Source organism: Janthinobacterium rivuli (assembly GCF_009208735.1).
Classification (GTDB): domain Bacteria; phylum Pseudomonadota; class Gammaproteobacteria; order Burkholderiales; family Burkholderiaceae_D; genus Janthinobacterium.
Genome location: NZ_WFLJ01000007.1, coordinates 234,213 through 260,196 on the forward strand (window position 1 = coordinate 234,213; position 25,984 = coordinate 260,196).

29 protein-coding genes and 1 pseudogene are annotated in these 25,984 nt (G+C 62.7%); 8 read left to right on the forward strand and 22 right to left on the reverse strand.

Annotation, left to right across the window (positions count from 1 at the left end):
- Window positions 1–402: 402 nt before the first annotated feature.
- On the forward strand, window positions 403–822 hold the full coding sequence (locus GCN78_RS11600; RefSeq protein WP_152251837.1) for a hypothetical protein: 420 nt from the start codon (window positions 403–405) through the stop codon (window positions 820–822).
- Between the two features lie 13 nt (window positions 823–835).
- On the opposite strand, the gene GCN78_RS11605 is transcribed toward GCN78_RS11600, so the two are convergent.
- The 4 genes from GCN78_RS11605 to GCN78_RS11620 form a co-directional block, all read right to left on the reverse strand.
- Window positions 836–1,222: a hypothetical protein gene (locus tag GCN78_RS11605; RefSeq protein ID WP_152251838.1), complete on the reverse strand. Its 387-nt coding sequence runs from the start codon at window positions 1,220–1,222 to the stop codon at window positions 836–838.
- Window positions 1,216–1,584 (reverse strand): hypothetical protein, encoded by a 369-nt coding sequence (locus GCN78_RS11610; RefSeq protein ID WP_152251839.1) that lies wholly within the window; start codon window positions 1,582–1,584, stop codon window positions 1,216–1,218. The genes GCN78_RS11605 and GCN78_RS11610 overlap by 7 nt, the downstream gene beginning before the upstream one ends.
- Window positions 1,585–1,830: 246 nt before the next feature.
- Window positions 1,831–2,283 (reverse strand): HD domain-containing protein, encoded by a 453-nt coding sequence (locus GCN78_RS11615; protein ID WP_152251840.1) that lies wholly within the window; start codon window positions 2,281–2,283, stop codon window positions 1,831–1,833.
- Window positions 2,284–2,296: 13 nt separating this feature from the next.
- Window positions 2,297–3,136 carry a hypothetical protein gene (locus tag GCN78_RS11620; RefSeq protein WP_152251841.1) on the reverse strand — a complete coding sequence of 280 codons (840 nt, stop codon included), beginning with the start codon at window positions 3,134–3,136 and terminating at the stop codon, window positions 2,297–2,299.
- A 380-nt stretch (window positions 3,137–3,516) separates the two neighbouring features.
- Here GCN78_RS11620 and GCN78_RS11625 point away from each other — a divergent pair, with 380 nt between their 5' ends.
- Window positions 3,517–3,858: a hypothetical protein gene (locus GCN78_RS11625; protein WP_193316698.1), complete on the forward strand. Its 342-nt coding sequence runs from the start codon at window positions 3,517–3,519 to the stop codon at window positions 3,856–3,858.
- Window position 3,859: 1 nt separating this feature from the next.
- Window positions 3,860–4,228, forward strand: a complete 369-nt coding sequence (locus GCN78_RS11630) for a hypothetical protein (protein WP_226939584.1) — start codon at window positions 3,860–3,862, stop codon at window positions 4,226–4,228.
- A gap of 245 nt (window positions 4,229–4,473) precedes the next feature.
- Here GCN78_RS11630 and GCN78_RS11635 read toward each other — a convergent pair whose 3' ends face one another.
- Entirely contained in the window at window positions 4,474–6,075 is a 1,602-nt protein-coding gene (locus GCN78_RS11635) for a sensor domain-containing diguanylate cyclase (RefSeq protein WP_152251843.1), read from the reverse strand.
- Window positions 6,076–6,487: 412 nt separating this feature from the next.
- Here GCN78_RS11635 and GCN78_RS11640 point away from each other — a divergent pair, with 412 nt between their 5' ends.
- The gene (locus GCN78_RS11640) at window positions 6,488–7,513 is read left to right on the forward strand and encodes a sensor histidine kinase (RefSeq protein ID WP_413465204.1); all 1,026 of its coding nucleotides are present in this window, start codon (window positions 6,488–6,490) and stop codon (window positions 7,511–7,513) included.
- 63 nt (window positions 7,514–7,576) lie between these two features.
- Here the strand turns inward: GCN78_RS11640 and GCN78_RS11645 are convergent, their stop codons facing one another.
- The 5 genes from GCN78_RS11645 to GCN78_RS11665 all read right to left on the reverse strand — a co-directional run bounded on the left by GCN78_RS11645 (window position 7,577) and on the right by GCN78_RS11665 (window position 11,621).
- Window positions 7,577–7,819, reverse strand: a complete 243-nt coding sequence (locus GCN78_RS11645) for a hypothetical protein (RefSeq protein WP_152251845.1) — start codon at window positions 7,817–7,819, stop codon at window positions 7,577–7,579.
- A gap of 105 nt (window positions 7,820–7,924) precedes the next feature.
- A complete protein-coding gene (locus tag GCN78_RS11650; protein WP_152251846.1) occupies window positions 7,925–9,370 on the reverse strand; it encodes an ATPase domain-containing protein in 1,446 nt (481 codons plus the stop codon).
- Window positions 9,367–9,783: a hypothetical protein gene (locus GCN78_RS11655; protein WP_152251847.1), complete on the reverse strand. Its 417-nt coding sequence runs from the start codon at window positions 9,781–9,783 to the stop codon at window positions 9,367–9,369. Before GCN78_RS11655 ends, GCN78_RS11650 begins: the two co-directional genes overlap by 4 nt.
- A 70-nt stretch (window positions 9,784–9,853) precedes the next feature.
- Complete coding sequence (locus GCN78_RS11660; protein WP_226939585.1) at window positions 9,854–11,221, reverse strand: hybrid sensor histidine kinase/response regulator; 1,368 nt, start codon at window positions 11,219–11,221, stop codon at window positions 9,854–9,856.
- Window positions 11,222–11,384: 163 nt separating this feature from the next.
- Window positions 11,385–11,621, reverse strand: a complete 237-nt coding sequence (locus GCN78_RS11665) for a hypothetical protein (protein ID WP_152251848.1) — start codon at window positions 11,619–11,621, stop codon at window positions 11,385–11,387.
- Window positions 11,622–11,836: 215 nt separating this feature from the next.
- On the opposite strand from GCN78_RS11665, the gene GCN78_RS11670 reads away from it, so the two are divergent.
- The 3 genes and pseudogenes from GCN78_RS11670 to GCN78_RS11680 all read left to right on the forward strand — a co-directional run.
- Window positions 11,837–12,586, forward strand: coding sequence for a hypothetical protein (locus tag GCN78_RS11670; protein WP_152251849.1), 750 nt, complete (start codon window positions 11,837–11,839; stop codon window positions 12,584–12,586).
- A 5-nt stretch (window positions 12,587–12,591) separates the two neighbouring features.
- The gene (locus GCN78_RS11675; RefSeq protein WP_152251850.1) at window positions 12,592–12,834 is read left to right on the forward strand and encodes an Imm32 family immunity protein; all 243 of its coding nucleotides are present in this window, start codon (window positions 12,592–12,594) and stop codon (window positions 12,832–12,834) included.
- A 76-nt stretch (window positions 12,835–12,910) separates the two neighbouring features.
- Window positions 12,911–13,705: pseudogene (locus tag GCN78_RS11680) on the forward strand (SMP-30/gluconolactonase/LRE family protein); the annotation flags it as partial.
- 19 nt (window positions 13,706–13,724) lie between these two features.
- Here the strand turns inward: GCN78_RS11680 and GCN78_RS11685 are convergent.
- Window positions 13,725–14,918, reverse strand: a complete 1,194-nt coding sequence (locus tag GCN78_RS11685; protein ID WP_226939586.1) for an SDR family oxidoreductase — start codon at window positions 14,916–14,918, stop codon at window positions 13,725–13,727.
- 96 nt (window positions 14,919–15,014) lie between these two features.
- Here GCN78_RS11685 and GCN78_RS11690 point away from each other — a divergent pair, with 96 nt between their 5' ends.
- Window positions 15,015–15,914 carry a LysR family transcriptional regulator gene (locus tag GCN78_RS11690; RefSeq protein WP_152251851.1) on the forward strand — a complete coding sequence of 300 codons (900 nt, stop codon included), beginning with the start codon at window positions 15,015–15,017 and terminating at the stop codon, window positions 15,912–15,914.
- Window positions 15,915–15,930: 16 nt separating this feature from the next.
- Here GCN78_RS11690 and GCN78_RS11695 read toward each other — a convergent pair whose 3' ends face one another.
- From GCN78_RS11695 to GCN78_RS11745, 11 genes are all read right to left on the reverse strand, one after another.
- Entirely contained in the window at window positions 15,931–16,893 is a 963-nt protein-coding gene (locus GCN78_RS11695) for an ABC transporter substrate-binding protein (RefSeq protein ID WP_152251852.1), read from the reverse strand.
- Window positions 16,894–16,947: 54 nt separating this feature from the next.
- Entirely contained in the window at window positions 16,948–17,922 is a 975-nt protein-coding gene (locus GCN78_RS11700; protein ID WP_152251853.1) for an ABC transporter permease, read from the reverse strand.
- A gap of 19 nt (window positions 17,923–17,941) precedes the next feature.
- Window positions 17,942–19,474, reverse strand: a complete 1,533-nt coding sequence (locus tag GCN78_RS11705) for a sugar ABC transporter ATP-binding protein (protein WP_152251854.1) — start codon at window positions 19,472–19,474, stop codon at window positions 17,942–17,944.
- A gap of 81 nt (window positions 19,475–19,555) precedes the next feature.
- A complete protein-coding gene (locus tag GCN78_RS11710; protein WP_152251855.1) occupies window positions 19,556–20,422 on the reverse strand; it encodes a fumarylacetoacetate hydrolase family protein in 867 nt (288 codons plus the stop codon).
- 21 nt (window positions 20,423–20,443) lie between these two features.
- Window positions 20,444–21,199, reverse strand: a complete 756-nt coding sequence (locus GCN78_RS11715) for an SDR family oxidoreductase (RefSeq protein WP_152251856.1) — start codon at window positions 21,197–21,199, stop codon at window positions 20,444–20,446.
- A gap of 77 nt (window positions 21,200–21,276) precedes the next feature.
- Window positions 21,277–21,606 carry an L-rhamnose mutarotase gene (locus tag GCN78_RS11720; protein ID WP_152251857.1) on the reverse strand — a complete coding sequence of 110 codons (330 nt, stop codon included), beginning with the start codon at window positions 21,604–21,606 and terminating at the stop codon, window positions 21,277–21,279.
- On the reverse strand, window positions 21,603–22,445 hold the full coding sequence (locus tag GCN78_RS11725) for an amidohydrolase family protein (RefSeq protein ID WP_226939587.1): 843 nt from the start codon (window positions 22,443–22,445) through the stop codon (window positions 21,603–21,605). Before GCN78_RS11725 ends, GCN78_RS11720 begins: the two co-directional genes overlap by 4 nt.
- The gene (locus GCN78_RS11730) at window positions 22,442–23,461 is read right to left on the reverse strand and encodes an aldo/keto reductase (RefSeq protein WP_152251858.1); all 1,020 of its coding nucleotides are present in this window, start codon (window positions 23,459–23,461) and stop codon (window positions 22,442–22,444) included. The genes GCN78_RS11725 and GCN78_RS11730 overlap by 4 nt, the downstream gene beginning before the upstream one ends.
- Window positions 23,462–23,472: 11 nt before the next feature.
- Window positions 23,473–24,696, reverse strand: coding sequence for a UxaA family hydrolase (locus GCN78_RS11735; RefSeq protein ID WP_152251859.1), 1,224 nt, complete (start codon window positions 24,694–24,696; stop codon window positions 23,473–23,475).
- Window positions 24,693–25,028 (reverse strand): UxaA family hydrolase, encoded by a 336-nt coding sequence (locus GCN78_RS11740; RefSeq protein WP_152251860.1) that lies wholly within the window; start codon window positions 25,026–25,028, stop codon window positions 24,693–24,695. Before GCN78_RS11740 ends, GCN78_RS11735 begins: the two co-directional genes overlap by 4 nt.
- Window positions 25,029–25,053: 25 nt before the next feature.
- The gene (locus tag GCN78_RS11745; RefSeq protein WP_131689083.1) at window positions 25,054–25,971 is read right to left on the reverse strand and encodes a GntR family transcriptional regulator; all 918 of its coding nucleotides are present in this window, start codon (window positions 25,969–25,971) and stop codon (window positions 25,054–25,056) included.
- Window positions 25,972–25,984: the final 13 nt, after the last annotated feature.

A 25,984-nucleotide genomic window follows, 5' to 3' on the forward strand; every position in this document is an offset into this window, starting at 1 on the left:
ATGCATGCAGAGCGCGGGCGTCGAATCCGCGTCCGGTACGGACGCGGGGGTTTTGCGGGGCTTCGGCGAGCGCAGCTCGGCGCCGCAAAACCGGGTTGCGCTTGCAAGCGCAACCCCCTCCGATTCGTCTGACTAGGTTTTGCGCCGCAGGCCGTTTTTCCTAGCGACAACATCAGCCGCTCAGGTCGTGTACGAATGGCGAACCTGCCCCTCGCCCTTTAGCCGGTAAAATCATACGCAAAGGTGGCCCGGCAAGCCACGCCGGCGACGAGAAAAATAGCAAGCAAGACTACAAACACGGCCAGCGAGCCATATTCAGCAAAGACAAGACTATCCAAGTAACCAAACAGAAGGGCCAGCTAATCTGCGCTATCTCAAGGCATTGGCAGAAAAACCCAAACCATGAAAATTGCTCGCCTGCTTTCCTCCAGTTTCCTCGTGCTAGCCGTAGCCCTCGTCGCCTATGGTCTTTTCGGCTTCTCCCGTTTTACCTGGTACACGGGACCATACTATGATGAACGCATGATCCTGTTCGACCACGGCTTCTATCCCTTTGTGTGGGGTATCGCGCTGCTGCTGATGGGGCAAATCGCCCGCTTGCACCATCGTCGGCCGGCCATGCTGCTCGCCGCGGGTGCCGCACTGATGCTCCTTCTCTGGAAACGAGCAACCGTGCCCGATGCCGTCTCCAATCAGCAACTTTTCCCTGACCCTGATTTACTGGCGGGACTGATTGTGACCGCTGTCGTGGTCATCGTTTTGGCGCTGATAGACCGCCCCGTCGAACAAGCGATCCGCAAAGCTCTTGCTCGTACCCGGTGACCGGCCGCCCCCACTACTCCCCACACACCGCCCCACCCACCGCTCCACCAATACTCAACCCCGTCGACAAATCAAAACCAAAATCACAACGATAACCATCTTTCGGGTGGTGTCGGCACAGCAGCATGTCACGATTGCGAATGCGTATGTGCGGATCGGGGCAGCCATCGCGCATATCCGGCCCGATGGCGTCAAACATGTCTTTGGCAGCGGCTCCCGTCAAACGAAACGCGACTTTGGTATCGCCCGCAACCGGGGCCACCGCATCATCGAGATATGCGCCATAAATCGCGTACGCACCGGAGAATTCCTTCTGCACGAATTCCCATACGGCCCGGGCCTGGTGCGCCAACAGCAAGCACAGTAGCGCAACGAATAGCAGGCTGGAGCGTCTCAGCATAGGGAGCCTCCGATGCTGCGCCCGGTTATCAGATCAAACCCGAAGTCGCAATGGTGGCCGTCACGCGGATGATAGGAACAGCGCACTTCCGCCCGCTGGCGCAGGCGATACTCGCCATCCACGCCGCAGGCATTGCGCAAGTCCGGGCCCATCGCATCAAATAGCTGTTTCGCCACCTTGCCGTCGATCCAGAACGCGATGCGTTTGTCTTTCCTGGTCGGTGGCCGCGGATCACTCAGGCTTCCGCCATAGATGGCATAGCGGCCTTTGAATGACTGATAAGAAAACAACCACTTGGGGGAGGATTGGGCCATGGCCATCGCCAAGACAAGGAGCAGACAAACAGCGAGAAGGCGTTTCATGTGATCCGTCCCGCTATCTGATCGTGACGTGAAAATGGTCGGTAACGCATTTTATTGACGATGCCTCGCTCCGCTTTACCTGGCGGACTCCTCGCACGATCGCCCACAGATGCACGCTCGATGATTTTTGCCGTTATGCATTTTCTGAGCATTGCGATGGATCAAATCCCTGTACGTTAATGGAGTTATCGCTAATAGCAGCCATGACATTGAACCACCACAAGGTCGCCCCGCCCCCCTTTGAAACTAACGAACATCCCCACTTAAATACCCCATCGCCCTTCGATACTTCTCCCCCCGCTCCACATCCTTCTGTGTCGGCATATCTATCCGCGACAAATCGCTGTTCTCAGCCAGATCAGCCAGCTTGACGGCCTTGCCGACCGCGTTCAAGGCCGCGCGGGCGATGAAGTCTTCGTACGATTCGCCCTCGATCTTGGTCACGGCGCGCACGCCGTCGATGACTTCCTGGGAGAATCCTTCGCGCGCCAGGTCGTCGAAGGTGGTTTTTCCATCGCTGTCTTCCACCACATCATGCAGCACGGCGACTATCTGCTGGATGCCAGGCGCGACGCGCAGCATCACGCGCAAGGGGTGGAGGATGTACGGCGCGCCGCCCTTGTCCGTCTGGCCGGCATGGGTGGCGGCGGCGATTTCAATCGCGCGTTCCAGGGTGCCGCGTCTTGCGTGTTCACTCATGTTCACTCCTTGTTCAGTCCACTTTGATTGATGTGTCCGTTGCACGCCAGCCGCGGCGCTGCAAATGGCAAACGCTGGTACACAGCAAGGCTGGCAGCAGTAAATTGAGCACCGGCACGAGCATTAGCAGACACAGCAGCAGCCCCAGGGCAAAAATCGCCGGGCGCTGTTCGCGGCGCAACGCCGCTTGCTGCTCCGCGCCAAGCACCTCTTCGGCCGCCGCGCCGTAGATCATCCGGACGTTCCAGGTCAGCAGGTATGAGATCAGCACGCACAGGGCCCACACGGGGATCAGCAGGGAAAACAGCAGCAACAGGCGCCGCCACCAGGCGGGCCGCGCGGCGGATGCATCCAGGCCGGTTGGCGCTTGCCACGCAACATAGCGGCGCGCCACCACGGCCTTGGCGCGCCCCAGCAACAGCCAGCGCAGCGGCAGGCGCGCCGTGCCGATGGCGCCGACGATAAAGACCATCACATAGAAAAAAGCGGCCAGCGCCAGCAAGGCCAGGGCGATCTGGCCGATCGACAGCAGGGCCTTGGCGGTGCTGCCCAGGCCGCCGGCAATATTACCCATCTGTGAGAGGGTGGCCGGCCCATTGGCCAGTGCCCCGACGCCATCCATCACGCCCAGGCCCAGCAAACCGGTGACCGACACCAGCGCCAGCATGGCGCTCAGCTCGACAAAGAAGCGGCCGAAATAGCCATACAGTCCCAGCCACAGCGCCACGACCGCCATGCACCACAGCGCGGAACGCCACCACAGCCCCGCATGACGCGCATCGCCCAGTCCCAGGCCGACGCACGTGAAGGCTTCCCGCCAAGCCAGCAGCCAGGTTTGCAATATTTGTGTCACGCTCTGGCGTACTCCGCAATGAAGGGGCGGATACGTCGATCCGGATGTTGCCGATTGTACATGGACAAGGCTGGCACGCGCGCCGCCGAGAGCAACGGGCAAATCCGTCATGCAGGCATGGTGATCAACGCCTGCGGCGCCATGGCATCGAAGAATCCGGCTCCAGCTTGCCATAGTTTGCGATATCGCAATTCCATATGGAAAGGAATGCGAAACAATGCCAGCTCCCCCACCGTTGCGCATAGCGGAGTTGACCATGCTTGAAGTTCAGCCCAGGGACAAGCGCGGGTTTTTCATCCTGCCGCAAGCTCCGGAAGATGCCGGATATTACGTCTACGGCCCCCCCCGGCAGGGGCGCGGGCCAATATGCACACCCGAACATGATGACGGCACTCCTGTACGTGGAGCGCGAATGGCAAGCGACGGATCATCGGAAATTCGGCATCGGCAACATTAGCCTGGCTAACGGAACCGCCTATGGGCAACACTCAACGCACAAATCCGGCTTGGAAGTGGACATTCGTCCACAGCGCAAAGGTGGCCTGCCCGTCCCGGTATATTGGTACGACAAAGAATACGATCAAGCCGCGATGGCAAAGCTCATCGCGATTTTTCGCGCCCATGCCAGTGTGCGCAGGGTGCTGTTTAACGATACTGGCATTCCATTCGTGACGCCATTCAAAAATCACGACCATCACTTTCACTTGGAACTGCGCGCCTGATATGAAAAAACTGCGGGCTATGGCGCTCGGCGCCCTCACCCTGTTTTCACTGGCATATGCCGGTGGTAACGGCGACTGGGGCGGATACAGGCCGTTCAAGGGTTCTTACCTGATCTATTCGAATGAATTAGGCGAGCAACAGCCTCCTACAGCGCATGACCGCAAGATTTCTTTCATGGTCACGGGGACCGTTGCCAGGGACATGTTTGACTCCATGGCTCCGGATTCGAAAGAGCGCTGCAGTGTGGAGAAAGGCTATCGGGAGCGCAACAAGGAGAATGTCTCGTGCAGCCTGGATCACGACGGTTATGTATGCCACTTCGGCTTTAACCTGCGCAGTGGAAAAAGCATTGCTGGATCGATTTGCTAGATCGCGTGGGGTGACCGGGCCATATCTGCCATTGGTACACCATCCCATCCTTGGCTGGTCGTAAGCCAAGGACAAAACCGCCATTCACGCAAGCTGATCAGCCTTCGTACCGAAGCGCTACCCGAGCCAGTCCAGCACTAGTCCCCCGGTCCTGCAAGCAGGCTGTGCAGATGCGCGCTCTCCATCCAGGCTTCCGCAAGCAACATATCCCAATCATCTGACCGCTGCCCTCCCTCGAAAAATGGCTATCGAAGCGCAAACGCAGTCGCGGCCTGCCGGACAGGCTTGCAAGAAGATTCATGACAGACCTGATTTCTCCCGCATGCCTTGGCCTGGTACAGGGCCTTATCCGCGAGTTCAACCAGCTCGACCGCCGTGTTTTTCAGGTGCGTCGGCATGCAAGTCGCCACGCCGACACTGGCCGTCACCACGCCAAGGGGATTGCCCCGATGCTCGATTCCCAGCGATTGCACGGCCTGGCGGACCCCTTCCGCCACCGCCAAGGTACCCTGCACATCCGTTCCGGGCAATAAAATGACCATTTCCTCGCCGCCGTAACGCGCCGCAAGGTCACCCGGCCTGCGCATGCTGTAGGCGACCACTTTGCCGATTTTTCTCAGGCACTCGTCGCCGGCCACATGGCCATAGATATCGTTGTATTGCTTGAAAAAGTCGACATCGATCAACACCAGCCCAAGCGAGCTGTTGTCACGCTGCGCACGGCTGAACTCGGCAAGCAGCGACTGGTCGAAGTGACGCCGGTTCGCCAGCCCCGTCAAGCCATCCTGGTTGGCAAGGCGGGACAGGGTTTCATTGATCATTTCCAGCTCATTGCGCGCCTCGAGCAGTCCCGCCTCGCTCTTGACGCGCAAATCAATCTGCCGCACCACGCGGTATCCGATGAAGGCAATCAGCAGCACCAGTACGCCACCCACCGCGTTCTGCAAAATCGTATCGAGACGCCACTCGGCCAGCACTTCATCCTGTGACAGTGCGGCGGAGACCACCAGCGGATATTCCTGGATTCTTCGGTAGCTATTGATACGCGTCACGCCATCGACTCGCGACTGGATCACGGCGGTGCCAACGGGACTTTTGGGTAAATAATCGTGAAACAAGGGGAATTGGGAAATATCGCGTCCCAGCAAACTCGCATCGAAGGGCCTTCTCAATAAAATAATACCTTTGTCATTCGCAATGAAGATGGCGCCCTTTTTTCCTATCGAAAAGCGTTCATAAAACAGCCTGAAATAATTCATGTCGATGGTCGCCAGCGCCACGCCGCCGAAACTTCCGTCAGGCATATCGATCCGCCGCGACACCGTAACGATCCAATGCCCCGTCGACTTGCTGCGCACGGGAGGCCCCACATACGGCCCCCGGTCCTGATGCGTCCGATGGTAGTTGAAATACTCCCGGTCAGAATTATTCAGATTGCTCAACAGCGTTTTCTGCGAGTTCACGAGCCAGCTGCCATCCTTGGCATAGAGGAAGATGCCATGTAACTGGGGCAGCTCGGCGACACGGGCGACCAGCAATTTATGCATACGGGCCAGCGCAAGATCGGAGACACCATCCGTCTCCACCCGCTCCACCAGTCCGACCAGCGCCGTATCGGCTTCCTTGATGGTGTCATAGGCATGCTGCGCAACGGATTGCGCCAGATTGGCGCTTTCACGGGCCGCTTCATTCAGCTGCACTTCCCGTGCGCGCAAGGTCATCCATAGCTGGATCGCCAGGAGCGACAGGCACACCAGCACGACAAAGGAAATGGCCAGCGGCAGCAGGGAAAAACCACGAAAACCTGCTCCCAACAAGCGTGGCGGCAAGCTGCGTGACCTGGTCATGGAGGCACTCCCGGATTGATATCCGGCAAAGTGTGCACCAAATAAGCAACAACATACTCACCTATTGTCACAAGCAGCCATGAAGAACACACTTGCTCGATAACATCTCTTCGTCGCCATGGCATCGAAGAATCCCGCTCCAGCCCGCCATAGTTTGTGATACCGCAATTCCAGAGGGAAAGGAATGCGAAACAATGCAAGTTCCCTCAGCCGGAACGCAATCCCCCATCCCTCGCCGCAACGGCGTACACTGGCCCATCTTCCATCAACGCATTGGTCCATCGTGAAACTATCGCGCTTTATTACCGCCCATCTGGAGCAGATCCTGGAGGAGTGGGAACTTTTCGCCAGGTCGCTCCCCATTCCTGGAGCCGCCATCTCGAAAGCAGAATTGCGCGATCATGCAAAGCAGATGCTGCAAACCATCGTGCGCGACATGGACGTCATCGAGAATGCGGCGCAGCGGAAAAAGAAGTCGACCACGGGCGTGTCCGAAATAGAAGGCGAGGAAACGGCGGCCGCCACGCATGGCTCCCTGCGCCAGCAGATCGGCTTCACGCTGCCGCAGCTGACGGCGGAGTTTCGCGCGGTGCGGGCCAGCGTTCTGCGGCTGTGGATGGCACAGGTGTCGGTGGCGTCGAAGACGGCAACGGAAGACATCCTGCGCTTCAATGAAGCGATAGACCAGGCACTGCAGGAATCGGCCATCCGCTATTCGCAGCAGAGCGACCGCACCCGCAATACCTTTCTCGCCATCCTCAGCCACGATCTGCGCAGTCCGCTGACCACGATGACGATGGCAGGCGCGCTGCTGAGCCGGCAGAGCGCGAGCGCTTCTTCCACGGTACAGATCGGTGCGCGGGTCGCCCGCAGCGCGGCCGCCATGACCACCATGGTGAACGATCTGCTGGAATTCGCCAGGACCCAGCTGGGCGGACACATGCCCGTGTCGCCGACCTTGGGCGACCTGGGGGAAATCTGCAAGACGGCCGTCGAGGATGCCTCGGCCGCTCACCCGCAATGCAAGTTTGAACTGAGCACCACGGGCGAGATGATCGGCGACTTCGATGCGCCCCGCCTGGCCCAGCTGTTTTCGAATTTGCTCAACAATGCCGCGCAATATCGCACCGACGAGCAGCCGGTCACCATCACGGCCTCCGGCGACGCCGATACGGCCGTGGTGCAGGTCAAAAATTTTGGCCGCCAGATCCCGGAGTCCTCGCTGAAGAGCATCTTCGACCCCTTGGTGCAGCTGGCCATTTCCGACGATCACAAGGCACCGAATGCCACCAGCATCGGCCTGGGCCTGTTCATCGCGCGTGAAATCGCCAGCGCGCACGGCGGCACCATCGGCGCCGAGTCGAGCCTGGAATGCGGCACGATATTTACCGTACGCCTGCCCAGGGTATCGCTGAACGAAGGCGCGAACAGCGTCTAGGGGCTGATATCCCGGCAGTGGACGACGTCTTCCGCCGGCGCCCCCCGCCGGGACCGGACCGCCCTACCTGCGGCTGAGCGGCACATATTCTCCCGGCAAGCTGGCCGCTTCCAGCGCATCGGCAAAGGCCAGCAGGAACTTCGCCGGGCCATGGTCCGACACCAGCAGCGAGGCGCCCTTGTGGCGCAGCAGTTTCAGTACTTCCTGCTGGTGCTCCTGGTATTCGCTGGAGTGGCCGTAAAACGTTTGATACATCTCAAGGGTTTCCATGGCCTTGGCGGCCAGGATGAATTCGGGTTTGTCCATCATATCTCCTCTTGATCGGCTCGGAAGCACAGCAGACGCATCGGCCCCCTGTGCGCACGGCCATCACCGCTGGCATGGCCGCACTTCCATCATACGCTTCAATGCCTAAGCCCGGTAAGGCTCGCCCGACAGGATGCCCTGATACTGGCTGAGAGTGGCGCCGAGCTTCAAGCCCTCAGCATCGATATCGTAGAAACGGATATCCTTGCTGTGTCCGCTGCCGCGCACCTTCACCACCGATACCACACGCTTGAACTGGCCTTCAAGCTCGATGTAGCGCTGCATGACGATGGCGTCGGCCAGGAAGGCGTTGCCGTAGGAACTGAAACGCAGCACCGTGTACTGGTCTTCCAGCTCGGCCGTCATCAGCACGGACACGCCCATGTCCGTCAAGGCCGCCACCAGGCGGTACAGCGATTCGCGGAAATCCTCGCGGAACATGGAGGCCAGCGCCATTTCAAAGCCGGACAGCGAGTCGATCACCACGCGCTTGGCCTTCATGCGCGTGATCATGCTCACCAGATCATGCAGGATTTCATCCAGCGACAAATCCAGGGTGCGCGTGTTGATCACGCCGATCTGGCCGGAACTGACGAGGGCATTCAGCTGATGGCTGAGCAGCTGGTTCGGACTTTTCTCGAAGGCGGCGATCACGCCGGGCTCGCCGCAGCGCACGCCTTCGGCGAGAAATTGCGTGGCCAGCACGGTCTTGCCGGAACCGGACGGCCCCACCAGCAGCAGCGAATAGCCGGCCGGCAAGCCGCCGCCCATCATCTGGTCGAGCTCCGGCACGCCCAGCGACAGGCGTTCACTACCGGAGATGCTGACCTTGCCCATGCCGCTGGCCTTCAGCACGGCGCGGGAAAAGATTTCCACGCCATCGTCATTGATGCGGAAGGTATGCGCGCCCAGGCTTTGCGACTGGCCGCGCATCTTGACCACCTGGATCTTGCGCACCATGGCGTCGCGGTGCACGAGCTGCGACAGCCACAGGATGCCGTCGGCAACCGTGAACACGGCGCTCGATTCGGCCTCGGGCGTCAGGTATTCGCCGATCAGGAAGGTCGTGGCCAGCCAGCTGGTCATTTGCGCGCCCAGCTGCTGCACGAAATTCTGCAGGCCGGCGGCCCCCGTGTCCATGGCCTTGGCCGACTGCACCACGGAGCGGAAGGAGTCGACGAAGACGAGGCTGGGCGAGAACGCCTCCACTTCTTCGGCGATGCGCGCCAGCACGCGGTCGAAATCGCCTTCCAGCAAGTCAGCCGACAGATTGACAAACTTGATCGACTGGTTGATCTTTTCCACATCGAAAAAGGGAAACTGCTGCTGATAGCGCAGCATCTTCAGCGGTGGCTCGCCCAGGACCGTGAAAAACAGCGCCTTGCGCTCCGGCGTGGCCAGAGAAAACATGATCTGGTGCGCCAGCGTCGTCTTGCCGCTGCCGGGCGTGCCCGCCACCAGGTTGAAGGAAAATTCCGGTATTCCGCCGCCCAGCAGTTCGTCCAGCCCTGGCACGCCAGTAGCCAGGCGGTGGATGGTGACTTTGTTCATTCGTTCGGCTCCGTTCCAGCATTATTCACAACGTCATCACCCCAGGCTTTGAGGAGGATGCTATTCGTTAAGAGTTCGCCAATTAGTAAAATAAGGGTATTGATGAAGTGCATCAACATCGCCGTGCTTGCCGCGCAGGCGACGGTGTCCGCCTGTCCCTGCAAACTGGCGCGCAAGGCGGTCATGGCAGCTTCCAGCGCTTGCGGCGGATGGGGCGTCAGCCAGCTGAACTGTTTCTGACTCTGGTGCAGGCTGCGGGCATACATCGACTCCACGCCCCGCTCACCAATGATCTGATTCAATTCAGTGGCCAGCTGCTCCCAAAGGCGAATACTGACGTCTACCACCGCACCTGGCTCGCGTAACAGCGCGTGTTCTATCCTGCGCTGCCGCTGTTCATGGACTGTGGCCATAATCGGATCTTTTCTCTGCGGTTTCGGTGCATGGACCATGTTTAAAAAAGCATCAGGACTCCCTCGCCTGTCAGCGGGGAGCCTTTGCCGTGATTATTTTCGACAAAGCGTCGATATTGATGGGTTTTACCAGGTAATGGTCAAACCCAGCCTGCCCGGCGCGGTCGAACTCGCCAAGCTGGCTGTAGCCGGACGCGGCGACAAAGCATGGCAGCGGCGCCACCAGGGCCGCGCGCGCCGAACTGATGACCTGAAAGCCATCCATGCCCGGCAAGCCGATATCGCAGACGATCACATCGTAGGGCGCATCGAGCGCGGCGCGCAAGCCGCTGGGGCCGTCATTGCGCACGTCGACATGGTGGCCGTCCTGCGTCAGCAGCAGCGCCAGCATTTCAGCCGCATCGGCATTATCCTCGATCAGCAGTATGCGGCGCGGCGCGGCATGCGCCGCATGTTCCACATGCAAGTCCTGCGATGGCGGAGCCAGCGACGACAAGGGCAACTGCAAGACAAACTGGCTGCCGAAGCCGACCCCGGCGCTGAACACATCCACGGTCCCGCCATGCAGCTGGGTAATGATGCGCACCAGCGACAGGCCGATGCCCAGGCCGCCCTGCGCCCGTTCCAGCGAACGGAAGCCCTGGGTAAACAGGTCGAAGATGAAGGGCTGGATATCGAGCGCGATACCGGCGCCATCGTCGTTGACGGCAATTTCCACCAGATTATCGTGACGCCTGACGACGATATCGATATGGCCAAACTCGTGCGTGAATTTGCTGGCATTGATGAGCAGGTTGGCAAACACTTGCGTCAGGCGCACCAGATCCCCTTCGATCACCAGCGGTTCGCTCGGCACGCTCACGCTCAGCACCTGCTGGCGCTGGCTGATGCTGGTCTGGCCCACTTCCATAGCGCTGGCAAGGATGTCGCTCAGCAGGATGGGTGCCAGCTGCAAGGTGATCTTTCCGCTGCTGACGCGCGAAGCGTCGAGCAAGTCGTCGATCAGGCGCGCCATGTGCGCCACCTGGCGGCCGATCACGCCATGCACGTGGGCCAGCTGGGGATCGAGGTCGACCTTCTTGGCCAGCAAGTCATTGGCCATCGCCAGCGGCTGCAAGGGATTGCGCAACTCATGCGCGAGCATGGCCAGGAATTCCGTCTGGCGCAAGGTCGTCGCTTCGGCGGACGCCTGCATATCCTGTGCGCCAAACGTTGCCAGCACGAGATTTTGATTGGCTTCGCGCAACTGCATGATCAACAGGCCGAAGGCGTCGGATTTATCCTTTTCCTGCACCTGCATCTTGGCCATGATCAACAATTGATTGATCGTCTCGCGCAGCAGCTTGACTTCACGGCAATGCAAGGCATGCAGATTGTTCTCGGAAGGCGACTGCTGGGGCACATCCTCAGGATCCGGCGAGAGTGCTGTGTGGTGCATGGTGACGGTGTACGGCCTGTGGGGGCCGGCCTCAAGGACAACTCTTCGTTCCGCGGCGTTCACTCAGACCTCGCCGCGCACGCCAGCTCTATTGCTGCATACGGTGTATTGCTTTCTATCCGAACACGATACCCTATTTCCCTTACCAAATGAAAGCATTAGATTACTTATCGTCAACAGTGCGCAGGGGTAGCACGTAATTGGCCAGCTGCCAGCCCATGGCCAGGGCCGATTGCTCCGCCTCGTGCTGCGTGCTGCGATTTTCCAGATTGGCTTGCCGGACATCTTCAAAGCCGCACTTGCTCAGAACCAACTGTCCCTGCCAGCATCCCTCGGGCAGCTCGCAGGCGTAGGCCGTGATCAGGAAGCCGTTATGGGTGGTGGGATTCGCATAAGACATGAGGCCTCCGTGGGGTTGCCAGCGCCGCCGTGCACCAGAAGCACGGCTGTCATTTCAGTATAGTCAGACTTAGTGTAACCGCAATGCGGCCCGAATCGCATTTAAATCAAGCACATACGCATCAGGCCGCTTGATATGGCCCGCACGCACGCATTGGCAGCGTTTGGCATCCTGTGCAAAAATATGCCCCTCGATACCCTCCCCCGCATTGCCATATGGACCCATACCATTTCCTCGTTGGCGAATTCAAGAAAAACACCCCCTTCATTGCCGCCACGGCCAGCGCGCAGCTGTTCGCCTGGTTCGCGCAGATCGGCGAACCCGTCGAGCGCTACGGTAACAAGCGCGGCAAGATCGTCAAGTTCTCACAGCGCAATTACGAGAAGATGCTGTTCGCGCCAGAGAACGACGGCATCGGACTGCTTTCGCCGCGCATCGTGCCGCCCGACGAGGCTTACGAGGCCGTCAACTGCGACGCGCAGGCCATGTATTTATCGGGCTCGGAGCTGGTTCTGTCCATACGCGCCAGCAAGCTTGCGCTGGCGCCGTTGTTCGACACCGCGCGGGCCATACCCGGCCTGTTTGAGCATTGCGAATATGTGTACTGCTACGCTGAAACGCAGGGCTATGGCACCGGCTACGCACTCGGCTACCGGCAGCTCGATGAGGCCCATCCGATGACCTTTGGCACTCCTTGCCCCGCAAATAACTGGGCCGCCATCAAGCGGCGCGGGCTGCAAGATTCGCACCTGCGCGATGTCTATCCCATCAATGGTTTCACGCAAGCCAGACTGGATGCGCTGCCGCCCGAGCGCCGCCGAGCGCTGCGCGACGCGATGCAGGCGTATGGCCGCTGCGAAGAGCATGCCGGCCTCACCTTCTGGTACCTGCCGCCCGGGGAACTGGAGGCCGTCCGCACCGCACTCAACGCACACGCCATGCTGGGCGCGTACGTCAACAATTGATACCCATGAGCACACATTTATCGCTGCACTGCTATCTGCAGGACGCCGCCGCCGAGCGGCCCTTGCCCTGCTCCGACGTGACTATCCAGGCCGACCCGGCCACCCTGCGCGCCATCGCCCGCTTCCTGCTGGCCAGCGCGGACACCTTTGAGCAGGCGCAAGACCGGGCCGGCATGCACGCCCACCTGCAAGACGAGTGGGACGGCTGGCAGGACGACTTCCCCGACCTGGTCGTGGTGGCGGCCTAGGTGGCAGCCTAGCCCGGCGCCCGCGTCCGCGCGCGTCGGGTAACATACGCCACCTTTGCCACACAGAGAACACCCGATGCCCGATTTCCGAACCGCCCTGCCGGCGCTGCGCGCCGCCGTGCTGACCGCCGCGCTGGCCAATTTGTCCGCCTGCGCCAGCCCGCCCGCGCACGAGACGCTGTTCCTCGCCACCACCCTGACGCCCGCGCACTCGTTCACCAAGGGCGTCGAAGGCCCGGCCGTGGATGCGGATGGCAATATCTATGCCGTCAACTTTGCGCGCCAGCAAACCATCGGCAAGGTCAGCCCCGCCGGCAGTGGCGAGGTGTACCTGACCCTGCCCGGCACCAGCATCGCCAACGGCATCCGCTTCGGCAGCCGCGGGCAGATGTATTTGGCCGACTACATGGAACACACGATCTACCTGGTCGACCCGACCACGCGCGCGCTCACCATCCACGCGCGCGAACCGCGCATGACGCAGCCGAACGACATCGCCATCACGGCCGATGACGTGCTGTATGCGAGCGACCCGAACTGGAAGGAAAACACGGGTCGCGTGTGGCGCATCGCGCAGGACGGCACGGTGACCCTGGCGCTCGACACCATGGGCACGGCCAACGGCATCGAGGTCAGTCCCGACGGCAAGATCTTGTATGTGAATGAAAGCGTGCAGCGCAATATCTGGATGTATGACATCGCCGCGGACGGCAGCCTGAGCGGCAAGCGATTGCTGATCAAGTTCGACGATTTCGGCATGGACGGCATGCGCGTGGATATCGACGGCAATCTGTACGTGACGCGCTACGGCAAGGGCACGGTGGTCAAACTGTCGCCGCAGGGACGCATCCTGCGCGAGATCAGCGTGCCCGGCGCCAAGCCCAGCAACATCACCTTCGGCGGACCCGATGGCCGCACGGCGTACGTGACGGAAGTGGTGCAGGGGCGGCTGCTGCAATTTCGCGTCGACCGCCCGGGCCTCGAGTGGCAGCGGGCGCGGCAGCATAAAGTAAATGCGGCCAATGCGGCGGCAGCTCCGCCTTCAACTTCTCGAACAGATGGAAGAAGGCGTCCTGCGTATCCTGGTAATCGAGGAAGCCCGCCTTGCGGCTCTTGCCCATGTCCGTCATCACTTCCATCGGCCGGCCCAGGTCGGCATCCGTATGCCACCAGGAGGCGAGGCGGCCGACGTCCGCCTCCACCAGGCCATGCTGCTCCGCGAGGGCGCGCCACTGGGCCGGAGCGTCCTGCATGCGATCGGCCAGCGGCGCCATCGTCTCCGGCAAGTCTACCGCCTCGACGCCGAAGTAGGCGGCCAGGCGCGGCCACAGCCACTTCCAGCGAAACACGTCGCCATTGACGATATTGAAATCTTCGTTGCGCGCGGCCGGGCTGTCCGCCGCCCACGCCAGGTGGCGCGCGATCTGGCCCGCGTCCGTCATGTCGGACAGGCCATGCCACTGCGCGCTTGACCCCGGAAAGACGAAGGGCTGGCCGCTGGCCTTGCACAGGCTGGCATACACGGCCAAAGTTAATCCCATGTTCATGGCATTGCCCAGCGCATAGCCGACGATGGTGTGCGGGCGGTGCACGCTCCACGTGAAGCCGTACTGCGTGGCCGCTTCAAACAGGCGGTCTTCCTGTTCGTAATAAAAATTCTCCACGGGCTGCCGGCCCTGCTCTTCGCGGAACGGCGTGACGGGCACGCTGCCCTTGCCATACGCGTCGAACGGCCCCAGGTAATGCTTGAGGCCCGTCACCAGCGCCGCATGGCGCAGGTGGCCGTTCGGTCCCAGCGCGGCCAGCACATTGGCGACCATGGCGCCATTGACGCGGATGTTTTCCTGCTCGTTCGCCTGGCGCGCCCAGGCCGTGAAAAAGACGTGGCTGGCGTCCAGGCCCGTCAAGGCGGCGTTTACTGCCGCGCCATCCGTGGCATCGAGCGGGAGCGCTGCGCAGCCGGCAGGCACGGGCGTGCGGCCGCGCGAGACGCCCGTCACCCGCCAGCCCTGCGCCAGCAAATGCGTGGCCAGGTTGCTGCCGATGACGCCGCTGGCGCCGATAATCAATGCGTGCTTGTTCATGGGGACTCCCGCCGGTGTAAAGAACCATGATATATCGGACAGAAATTCTTATCCGCGATAGTATTTCACCTTATTCATGAAAAATATTCCGCAATCATGTCCGAACACTTGAAAGGCATCGCGCCATTTCTTGCCACCGCCGACGCCGGCAGTTTCACGAAGGCGGCAGAGCGGCTGCACTTGAGCAGCTCGGCCGTGAGCAAGAGCGTGGCGCGCCTGGAAGCCCGCCTTGGCGTGATCCTGTTCGAGCGCAGCACGCGGCGCTTGCAGTTGAGCAGCGCGGGGCATGCCTATTACGCCACCTGCAAGCGCGTGCTGCAGGAACTGGTCGATGCGGAAAACGTGCTGGCCGAGCAGGAAGGGGAACTGGCGGGCAAGGTGCGCATCGGCGTGCCCGCGTCGTATGGCCGCATGCGCGTGATGCCGGCGCTGATCGCGCTGTGCGAAAAATATCCGCAGTTGCAGCCGTCGATCACCTTCAGCGACCGCTTTGCCGACCTGTTCGAGGAGCGCATCGATATCGCCGTGCGCATCGGCACGCCCGGCAGCTGGCCGCCAACGCTGGGACAGATGGCCTTGGGCGAAGAGCGCCTGATCTTTTGCGCGGCGCCCGCCTACCTGGCGCGGCGCGGCACGCCAGCCGCCATCATGGACCTCGATGGCCACGACTGCATCGCCTACGGCCGCGGCGACGGCACGCCGGCGCCGTGGCTGTTTGCCGGAGAGGACGGGGTGGAACGGCGCGCGGTCCGTCCACGCCTGACGGTGGGCGACGCCGAGGCGCAGACGGCCGCCGTGCTGGCGGGCCTGGGCATCGCGCAGCAGGCGACCTGGCTGGTGCACGAGCACCTGGCCAGCGGCGCCATCGTCGAAGTGCTGCCGGCTTGCGCCACGCCAGGCTTGCCGCTCTCCCTGGCCTGGCCGCTGGCGCGCCAGCTCACTGCAAAGACCGGCACGCTGCTCAAGGAATTGAAGCAGCGCCTGACGATCAGCTGATACGCAGATATAAGACTCAATACAAAACGTTCTTCGCTTCCGGCTGGTCGACATTGGCCTTGGTGACGATCACCACGCCCGTGTTGACGAAGGGCGCGACCTTCTTGCCCTCGATCAGGCTGACGAGGGTCTTCACGCCCAGCGCGCCCATCGAGTAGGAACCCTGCACGGCGGTCGCATACAGCGTGCCATCCTTGACGAAGTTTTTCAGGTCTTCATTGCCGTCGAAGCCCACGGCGATCACCTTGCCGGCCTTGCCCGCCTGCGCGATGGCGCGCCCCATGCCCACGGCCGTCGGCTCATTGGCGCCGAAGATGCCCTTCAAGTCCGGGTTCGAGGCCAGCACGTCGGTCGTCTGGTTCAGCGCCGTGGCCATCTGCGACTGCGAGTAATACGTGCCGACGATCTGCAGCTGCGAGTTCTTTTCGATATAGCGCTTGAAGCCGCCCACCCTGCCCGTCTCGGAACCGGCGCCCGCCACGTAGGACATCACGGCGATCTTGCCCGTCTTGCCGACCTGCGAAATGAGGGCCTTGGCGCTTTGCTCGCCGGCCGCTTCATTGTCGGTCGACAGGAAAGACTGGTAGTAACGCTTGCCGCTGTCGGCCACCAGCGAGTCGATCAGCACCACGGGAATCTTCGCTTCCCACGCCTTCTTCAGGGCCGGCACCAGCGCGTCCGGGTCGGACGCGGCCAGCACGATGCCGGCCACTTTGCGCGTGACGGCGTTTTCCACCATGCTGACCTGGTCGGCGATGGCCGATTCCGAGGCCGGTCCTTGGAAGGTCAGGCTGTAGCCCTTGGCATCGGCGGCGCTGGCCGTGGCGCCCTTCTTGACGTTTTGCCAGTAGTTGGAATTGGTCGTCTTGACGATCACGGCGATCTCGCCCGGAGCGGCGAAGGCGGCGCTGGAGTTCAGGGCGAAGGCTGCGGTCAACAGACCGAGCAAGATGGTATTGAAGGCTTTGATGGTGTTCATTGTCGTCCTCATGTCATTTTAGATTTATGGGTGTGACTACTTTCAGCTGCTGCTTCAGGCGCGGTTGCGCTTCTGATCGATCCAGACGGTCAGCAAGATGACCAGTCCGATAATGATTTGCTGGATAAAGCTCGATACCCCGTTCATGTTCAAGCCGTTGCGCAGGATGCCAATGACGAAGGAACCGATGACGGTGCCGGAAATCGTGCCGATGCCGCCGATCAGCGAGGCGCCGCCGATCACGGCGCTGGCGATGGCATCGAGTTCGTACATCACGCCCTCGTTCGGCTGCGCCGTCACCAGGCGCGACATCAGCACGCAGCCCGTCAGGCCGGACAAGGCGCCGGACAGCGTGTACACCAGCAGGGTCACGCGGCCCACCTTCACGCCCGACAGGCGCGCCGCTTCCGCATTCGAACCGACGGCATAGATATGCCGGCCGAAGGTGGTGCGGCTGAGCATGATGGAGACGGCCACGGCGATCACCGCCATCAGCACCACCGGATATGGAATGCCGGGGAAGACGACTTCGGGAAAGGTGCCGCCCGTGTCGCGCTCGATGCGCCACAGCACGCCGTTGCCCAGTTCCCCGAACGATTCGCCCAGGCCCGAGATGGCGCGCGCGCCCGTCACCTGCAGTGCCAGGCCGCGCGCGATCAGCATCATGCCCAGGGTGGCGATGAAGGGCGGCAGTTTCAATTGCGTGATGCAAAAGCCGTTGACGGCGCCGCACATGGCGCCCACCACGACGCCGCCCAGCATGGCGACCGGCACGGGCACGCCGCTTTTCACCAGCAGCGCGGCGGCCACGCCGGCCAGCGCCAGCACGGAGCCGGAACTCAAGTCGATGCCGCCCGTGATGATGACGCAGGTGGCGGCGATGCCCAGGTAGGCGATCGACGTCACCTGCAAGGCCACGCTCATGCCGTTGCTGACGGAGAAAAAGGCGTTGCTGGTCAGGGAAAACACCAGCAGCAACAGCGACAAGCTGCCCAGCGCGGCGAATTTTTGGATCAGTTCTTTGTTCATTTTTTTAAGCTTTCTGTTTTTAATGGGCTGCCGCCTGGCCAGGGGTGGGATGGACTACGCGCCCCGACGCCAGCTGCATGATCTCTTCCTGCGACGACTCGCGCGTATTGACGATGCCGCTGATGCGCCCTTCATGGAACACGGCCACCCGGTCCGTCATGCCCATGATCTCGGGCAGTTCGGACGTGATCAGCACCACGCCGATGCCTTCCGACGCGAGTTTGTCGAGCAGCTGGTAGATGGCGAACTTGGCTCCCACGTCGATGCCGCGCGTCGGTTCGTCGAAGAAGATGATGGTCGATTCGCGGTACAGCCATTTGCTGATGACGATCTTTTGCTGGTTGCCGCCCGAGAGGTTGCGCGCGATCTGTTTCGAGGTCGGTGTCTTGATGCCGAGCGCCGCGATGTACCTCTGCGCCACCGCCTCTTCCCGGGCGAAATCGATGAAGCCGAAACGGTTCGCCAGCCCCGATACATTGGTCAGTGTCAGGTTGGCCGCCACCGACATGCGGATGGCCAGGCCGTGGCTCTTGCGGTCTTCCGACAGATAGGCGATGCCGTGTCCGATGGCGTCGATGGGGCTGGTGATCGATACTTGCGTGTCGCCCAGGTGGATCGCGCCGCCGGTGAGGGGGTCGGCGCCGAAGATGGCGCGCGCCACTTCCGTGCGTCCCGCGCCCATCAGGCCGGAAAAGCCGAGGATCTCGCCGCGCCGCAAATCAAAGCTCAGCGGGCCGAAAACATCCTTGCGGTGCAAATCGGTCACGCGCAGCAGCACGTCAGCGGTCGGCTTCGAGACGCGGTCGGGAAACTTTTCATCGAGGGTGCGGCCCACCATCCTGGCCACGATGGCGTCCAGGCTCGTGCTGGCGAAATCGTCGGTGCAGACGAATTTCCCGTCGCGCAGCACCGTCACCCTGTCGATGATGTGCTGCATCTCCTCCAGCCGGTGCGAGATGTAGACCACGCTCACGCCGTTGCGCTTGAGTTCATTGATAATGTCGAACAGCTGGCCCGTCTCGCTTTGCGTCAGCGAGGACGTCGGTTCGTCCATGATCAGCACTTCCGTATTGAGCGACAGCGCCTTGGCGATTTCCACCATCTGCTGCTGCGCGCAGGACAGGTTCTTGACCAGCTGGCGCGGGTCGATGCGCAGTTTCAAGCGGTCCAGCAGGGCTTGCGCATTGGCGCGCATCTTCTTGCGGTCGATGAAGATGCCGCGCACCGGTTCGCGCGCGAGGAAGATATTCTCCGCCACGCTCAGGTGCGGGATCAGGTTCAGTTCCTGGTGGATGATGGCGATGCCGGCCGCCTCCGCCTCCACGCTGCTGGCAAAACTGCACACCTTGCCCTTGTAGACCAGTTCCCCCTCGTCGGCCTGGTACACGCCGCTCATCACCTTCATCAGGGTGGACTTGCCGGCGCCGTTTTCGCCGCACAGCGCATGCGCCTCGCCCTTGCGCAGGCTGAAGCTGACGTTGTCGAGCGCCAGCACGCCGGGAAAGCGCTTGCTGACCTTGTTCAGCGCCAGTATCTCTTCGGATTGATTCATGGTGTGTCTCCTCCACTCCACTGCCATAGGCCGGCGCGCCGATGTCTGAGCACCTTGGCGGCACGCCGGTCAGAAATTCGCTTAACCGTCGATCAGCTGCGGATTCCATGCATGCACAGTCTGCCGCTGTTCGCCCAGGCCGTCGATCCCCAGGCGCATGGTATCGCCCGGCTTCAGGTACACGGCCGACGGCTTTTGTCCCATGCCCACGCCGGGCGGCGTGCCGGTGCTGATGATGTCGCCCGGGTACAGGGTCATGAAGCGGCTGATGTAGCTGACCAGATTGGCCACGCCGAAGACCATCGTTCTGGTATTGCCGTCCTGGACGCGCTTGCCGTTCACTTCCAGCCACAGGCCCAGGTTTTGCGGGTCCGCCACTTCGTCGGCGGTCACCAGCCAGGGGCCGATCGGGCCGAAGGTGTCGCAGCCCTTGCCCTTGTCCCACTGGCCGCCGCGCTCCAGTTGATATTCGCGTTCGGACAAATCGTTCACCACGCAATAGCCGGCCACGTGCGACAGCGCCTCCGCCTCGCTCACATAGCGCGCGGTGGTGCCGATCACCACGCCCAGCTCCACTTCCCAGTCGCTTTTCCGCGAGTCCTGCGGCATCACCACGGCATCGTGGGCGCCGATGATGGCGCTGCTGGCCTTCATGAACAGCACCGGCTCCGGCGGCACGGCCATGCCCGATTCGGCCGCATGGTCGGCATAGTTCAAGCCCACGCACAGGAACTTGCCCACGCCCTTCCACGGCGGCGCGATGCGGCCAGGGTTGGCCACCACCGGCAGGCTGTCGATATCGACGGCGGCCAGGGTCGCCAGGCCATCTTTGCCCAGGGTCGCGCCCGTGATATCCGACAGCACGCCGGACAGGTCGCGCACGGCGCCATGCGCATCGATCAAGCCTGGTTTTTCAGCGCCCTTGGCGCCATAACGCATCAGTTTCATGTGGTTCTCTCGTTGTAGTGATTAATTTGACCAACCGCCATCGATGACGTGCGTCATGCCGGTGGTGAAGGCGGATTCGTCGGAAGCCAGATAGACGGCCAGGGCGGCGATTTCCTCTGCCCTGCCGACTCTGCCCATCGGCTGGCGCGCGACAAACGCGGCTTGCACGGTTTCCACGCTGACGCCAGTGGCTTCGGCTTGCGCCGCAATGCGTTCCTGCAGCGAGGGCGATTCGATGGTGCCGGGGCAGATCGCATTGCAGCGGATGCCGCGCGTGACAAAGTCCGCCGCCACCGACTTGGTCATGCCCACCACGGCCGCCTTCGAGGTGCCGTAGATAAAGCGGTTCGGCGCACCCTTCACGCTCGACGCCACCGACGCCATATTGACGATGGAGCCGGCGCCCCTGGCCAGCATGCCGGGCAGCACGGCGCGCATCAGCCGGTACATGGAGCGGGCGTTGATGTCGATGGAGCGATCCCAGGCGGCGTCGTCGCAATCGAGGATGGTGCCGCCGTCGACGAAGCCGGCACAGTTGAACAGGATATCGACGGGGCCGATCTCGTCGACCAGCGCGGTGATGGCCGCGCCATCGGTGACGTCGAGCAGGCGGATGGCGCAGCCCGTCGCTTCCTTCAGCGCGTCAAGCTGCGCCTGGTTAATATCGGTGGCGATCACGGTCGCGCCTTCGCGCACGAACGCTTCGGCCGTGGCGCGGCCGATGCCCTGGCCGGCGGCGGTGAGCAGGGCGATTTTGCCTTGTAGTCTGGCGGTCATGTTGTCTCCTTTTATTTTTTGACCCAACACCTTTAACTGCTGGGGTCAGACCCGGCGGGTCTGCCTCCGGATTCTTGCTAAGCGAGGTAGAAAACCTGCTCCATCATCGCCCAGTGCTCGCCCTCGGCGCGCGAAGCCAGGGGCAGCTGGCATGGGGCGCAGAAGGTCCACCAGCGCTGCGTTTCCGGGTCGGCGGCGATGGCCGCCATGTCGGCGTCAAAATCGTCGCCGTGGTATTCCCAGTAGCCGAACAGCAGGTTTTCCGGTTCGCGCAAAAAGATCGAATAATTGCCGACATGCGCCGCCGCCAGTGTGGCCAGCACCTGCGGCCAGACGGCGGCGTGCAGGGTCTTGTATTCGGCGATGCGCTCCGGCGCGATGCCGATGACCATGCCCATTCTTTTCATGGCGTTTCCTCGTCGATGTCGTAAAAGCGCAGTGCATTGAGTCCGAAAATAGCGTCCCTGTCCTGCTGCCCCAGATGCGCCAGCAGCGCCTCGCCGGCGGCCAGCCACGCCGCAAAGCCGCCGGCCAGGTCCACCACGGGCCAGTCGCTGCCCCAGATCACGCGCCGGGGGCCGAATACTTCCAGCACATGGGCGACATAGGGGCGCAGGTCGTCCACGTTCCAGCCGGGCCGCGCTTCCGTCACCAGCCCGGACAGCTTGCAGTGCACGTTCGGCAGCGCGGCCAGCTGCGCCATGTCTTCGCGCCAGGCGCCGAAGGCGGCATCGGCTATCGGCGGCTTGGCCGCATGGTCGATCACGATGGGAAGCAGCGGATAATCGCGGGCGCAACGCAGCAGCGCGGGCAAGTGGCGCGGCAGCACCAGCGCGTCCAGCCGCAAGCCGTGTTCCACCATGGCGTTCAAGGCCGGCGCCAGCGCGGGATCGGCGATCCATGCCTCGTCGTCGAGGTCTTGCAGCATGGGCCGCAAGCCTTTGAGCTTCGGTTGCGACGCCAGGCGGGCGATGCTGGCCGGCGCGTCGGGCGCCAGCAGCTCCGTCCAGCCGACGACGGCGCGGATGAAGCTGTGTTTTTCCGCCAGCGCCAGCAGCCAGTGCGTATCGTCTTCGGACGGCAGCGACTGCACCAGCACGGTGCCGGCGACGCCGTGCGCGGCCAGCAGGGGTGCCAGGTCGGCGGGCGCGAAGTCGCGGTGGATGGCGGCCAAGGATGGCGGCGGCCAGCTGCCGGCGCGCGCGGCCAGCTGCCAGAAATGCTGGTGGGCGTCGAGGCGCATCATGCGGCCACTCGCGCAGGCAGAGGCGCACGCGCATCGAGCAAGTCCGCTTCCCGCAGCGCCTGCCACAGGGCGTCGGGCAGCGGCGCGGCGAACCAGTCCAGGTTTTGCCGCAGCTGCGCCAGGTCCTGGCCGCCCGGGATGCACGAAACGACGGCCGGATGGGCGAGCGGAAACTGCAGGGCGGCAGCCTGCAGCGGCACGCCGAATGCGCGGCAGACGGCGTCCAGGCGCGCCACGCGCTTGAGTATCGCGGCCGGCGCATCGGCGTAATTGAATTTGCCATTCCCGGCCAGCACGCCCGAGTTGAACGGGCCACCGATCACGATGGCGTTGCCGCGTTCCACGCACAGGTCCAGCAATGGCGACAGCGACGCCTGTTCCAGCAAGGTGTAGCGGCCGGCCAGCAGGGTGCAATCGAGGTCGAATTCCGCCATCGCGCGCAGCACGATCTCGCATTCGTTGACGCCGAGGCCCACGGCTTTCACCTGCCCGCTGGCGCGCAGCTGGTCGAGCGCGCGAAAGCCGCCGCCGGCCGTCAGCTGGCGCCAGTAGTGCTGATCGTGTTCGCCATGCGTGACCTTGCCGATATCGTGCACGAACACCATGTCGATGCGGTCGAGCCCCAGTCGCTGCAGGCTGTCGTCGTGCGAACGCAGCACGCCGTCATACGTGTAATCGTAATGGGGGCGGAACGGCAGCGGCGCGGCAAAGCCGTCGTCGCCGGGGCGCACGGAGGCGTCGGGCCGCATCAGCCGTCCCACCTTGGTGCTGACGACAAAATGATCGCGGGGCCGCTCGCGCAGCGCCGCGCCCAGCCGGTGTTCGGACCGGGTATAGCCGTAGAACGGCGCCGTGTCGAAGTAGCGCACGCCGGCCTCCCACGCGCCATCCAAAGTGGCGCGCGCCTGCGCGTCGCTGACGGGCTGGTACAGGCCGCCCAGCGGTGCGCAGCCCATGCCGACGCAGGGCAGCGAGAGGCCGCCGCGCGGCAGGGTACGCAATTGTGTGACGTCCATGAACTCGGTCCTCAAGCAGCGCGCAGCGGGAAGCAGCCTGGCCCCACCGCGTCGAATTGTTTATAGGTCAGCACGAACTCCTGGTGGCCCAGGTCTTCCGAGCGGCTCGGTTCCCCATTGGCCACGTTCAGCACAGCGGCGACGATCTCCGCGCCCACTTCTTCCAGGGTGGCTTCGCCCGTGAGGATCTTGCCGGCGTTGATATCCATGTCGTCGGCCAGGCGCTCGAAGGTTTGCGGATTGGCGCATACCTTGATGACGGGCGAAATCGCCGAGCCCACCACGGAGCCGCGGCCCGTCGTGAACAGGGTGACGTGGGCACCGCAGGAAATGAGTTCGACGATTTCCGCGTTGTCCGACACGTTCGGGAAACCGAAGCGCGGCTCGCCGTCCGGCACCACGTCGAGCAGGTACAGGCCGCCGCCGGCCGGCTGGTCGCCCGGTTTCAATATGCCGACAATGGGCGAGGAACCGCTCTTGGCGTAGGCGCCCAGCGACTTTTCTTCCTGCGTGGTGAGGCCGCCATCAGCGTTGCCCGGCGAGAAACTGCCATGGCCCATGATGGTGTAGTAGCGCGCCGCCTTGGCCACGGTATCGACGATGGCATTGCCCAGCTCCGGGCTCACGGCGCGCCGCTGCATGTGGTATTCGCAGCCTACCAGCTCGCCCGTCTCCTCGAAGATGCAGGGGCTGCCGGCCGCGATCAGGGTGTCAAACGCCACGCCGACGGCCGGGTTGGCGCTGATGCCGCTGGTGCTGTCGGAACCGCCGCAGATGGTGGCGACGACCAGTTCGTCGATGCCCATCGGCACGCGCTCCTGCCGCGCCAGGTGTTCCAGCGCCCAGCCTATCCATTCGACGCCGCTGCTCACGCTGGGACGCGTGCCGCTGTTTTCCTGGATGGTGATCGTGTGCACGGGACGGTCGCTGTCGGCCACCGCGCTGGAGAGACCATACTTGTTGAATCCTTCGCAGCCCAGCGACACCAGCAGCACGGCGCCCACGTTCGGGTGCGTCAGCAAACGGCGCATCACCTGGTCCGCGTATTCGTTCGGGAAGCAGCCAGTAAAGCCGATCAGGTGCACGGGCTGGCCGGGAAAGGCGTTGACCATCAGGCGCGCCACGTGGTGCGCGCATTCGACCATATAGGCCACCACCACGATATTGCGGATGCCCTTGCGGCCATCGGCGCGCAGGTAGCCCGACAGGGCGGGAGTCGTCACGGGAGCGTTCATGCTTGGTCGTCCTTGTCCAGGAAATGGTGGCCGTCCTGGCCCAGGGTAAACGTGGGGATGTAATCGCTTGCCAGGTTGTGCGTGTGGATATGCGCGCCGATGGCGACGGGGGCCGTGATGCTGCCGATCAGGGCGCCGTAGCGCAGCACCTTGTCGCCCACGGCCAGCGCGCGGCGCGCCACCTTGTGGCCGATCTGGATGTCTTGCGCCAGGGTGACTGGCAGGCCATCGATGGCGACGACGTCGCCGCTGGCCAGGGCCGTCCTGGCGATCAGGCAGTTATCCTCGGGCGACATCAGCAGCAGGCTGGCAGCTTGGGAAGCGAGGCTCATGGCGCACCCTCCCCTGCCAGGACGGCTAGGCGCCCGGCTGGCTCAGTTTTTCGCGCGTGCCGATCGATGACAGCATGGTGCGGCGCGAGGAATCGAGGTGCGAGCGCATGGCATCGAGCGCCTTCGGTATGTCGTGCTCCGCCAGCGCGCGCAGGATCGCCAGGTGCTCCTGCACCGCGTACTGGTTGCGGCCCTTTTCCTCGCCCTTGTCCCACTGGTAGTGGTAGTGGAAGACAAACGAGACGATATCGTAGAAGCCCTGCGCGAAGCGGTTGTTCAGCAAGCCGATCAGGAAGGTGTGAAACTCGCGGTCCAGCGCCGGAAACGCGTTGTGGCGCGTGTCTATCCTGGCCGCCAGCTTCTCGTGCTGCTTGATCAGCCGCGCCAGTTCCGCATACGCCGGATCGCCATGCGGCAGGTGCGCAAACTGCTCCACGGCCGCCATCTCGAACATGCGCCGCATGTCCGCCAGCTCGGTGGCGAACGAGCGGTCGAACGCGCACAGGCGCCAGCCGCCGCGCGGTTTCTTTTCGATCAGGCCGAAGCGCGAAAAGCCGATCAAAAATTCGCGCACGCTGACGGTACTGGCGCCCGCCTCGCGCGCCAGCTCCGCTTCCGAGAATTCCGCGCCGGGCGGCATGTCGCGTTGGTACACGCGCTCCATCAGCACTTGCTGGATGCGCTCGGCCCCCGACTGCAATTCGGAGATATCGAAGTAGTCGCCCGGTATGGGCTTCCTCAGCAAGCGCCGGTCCGCCGGGCTGCCGATCAGCCGCCGCGTCGACAGGTAGGCGATCGCGCTGCGGATCGCCGTGCGGCTGCCCTGGCAGATGGTGGTCAGGAACTGCTCCGTCGGCAGCATCTCGCCCACTGCGACATTCTCGGCGAGAAATTGCAACAGCAGATTGGTACTGCGCTTGAAGACGGTGGCGGGTTTGGACATGGATGAATGAACG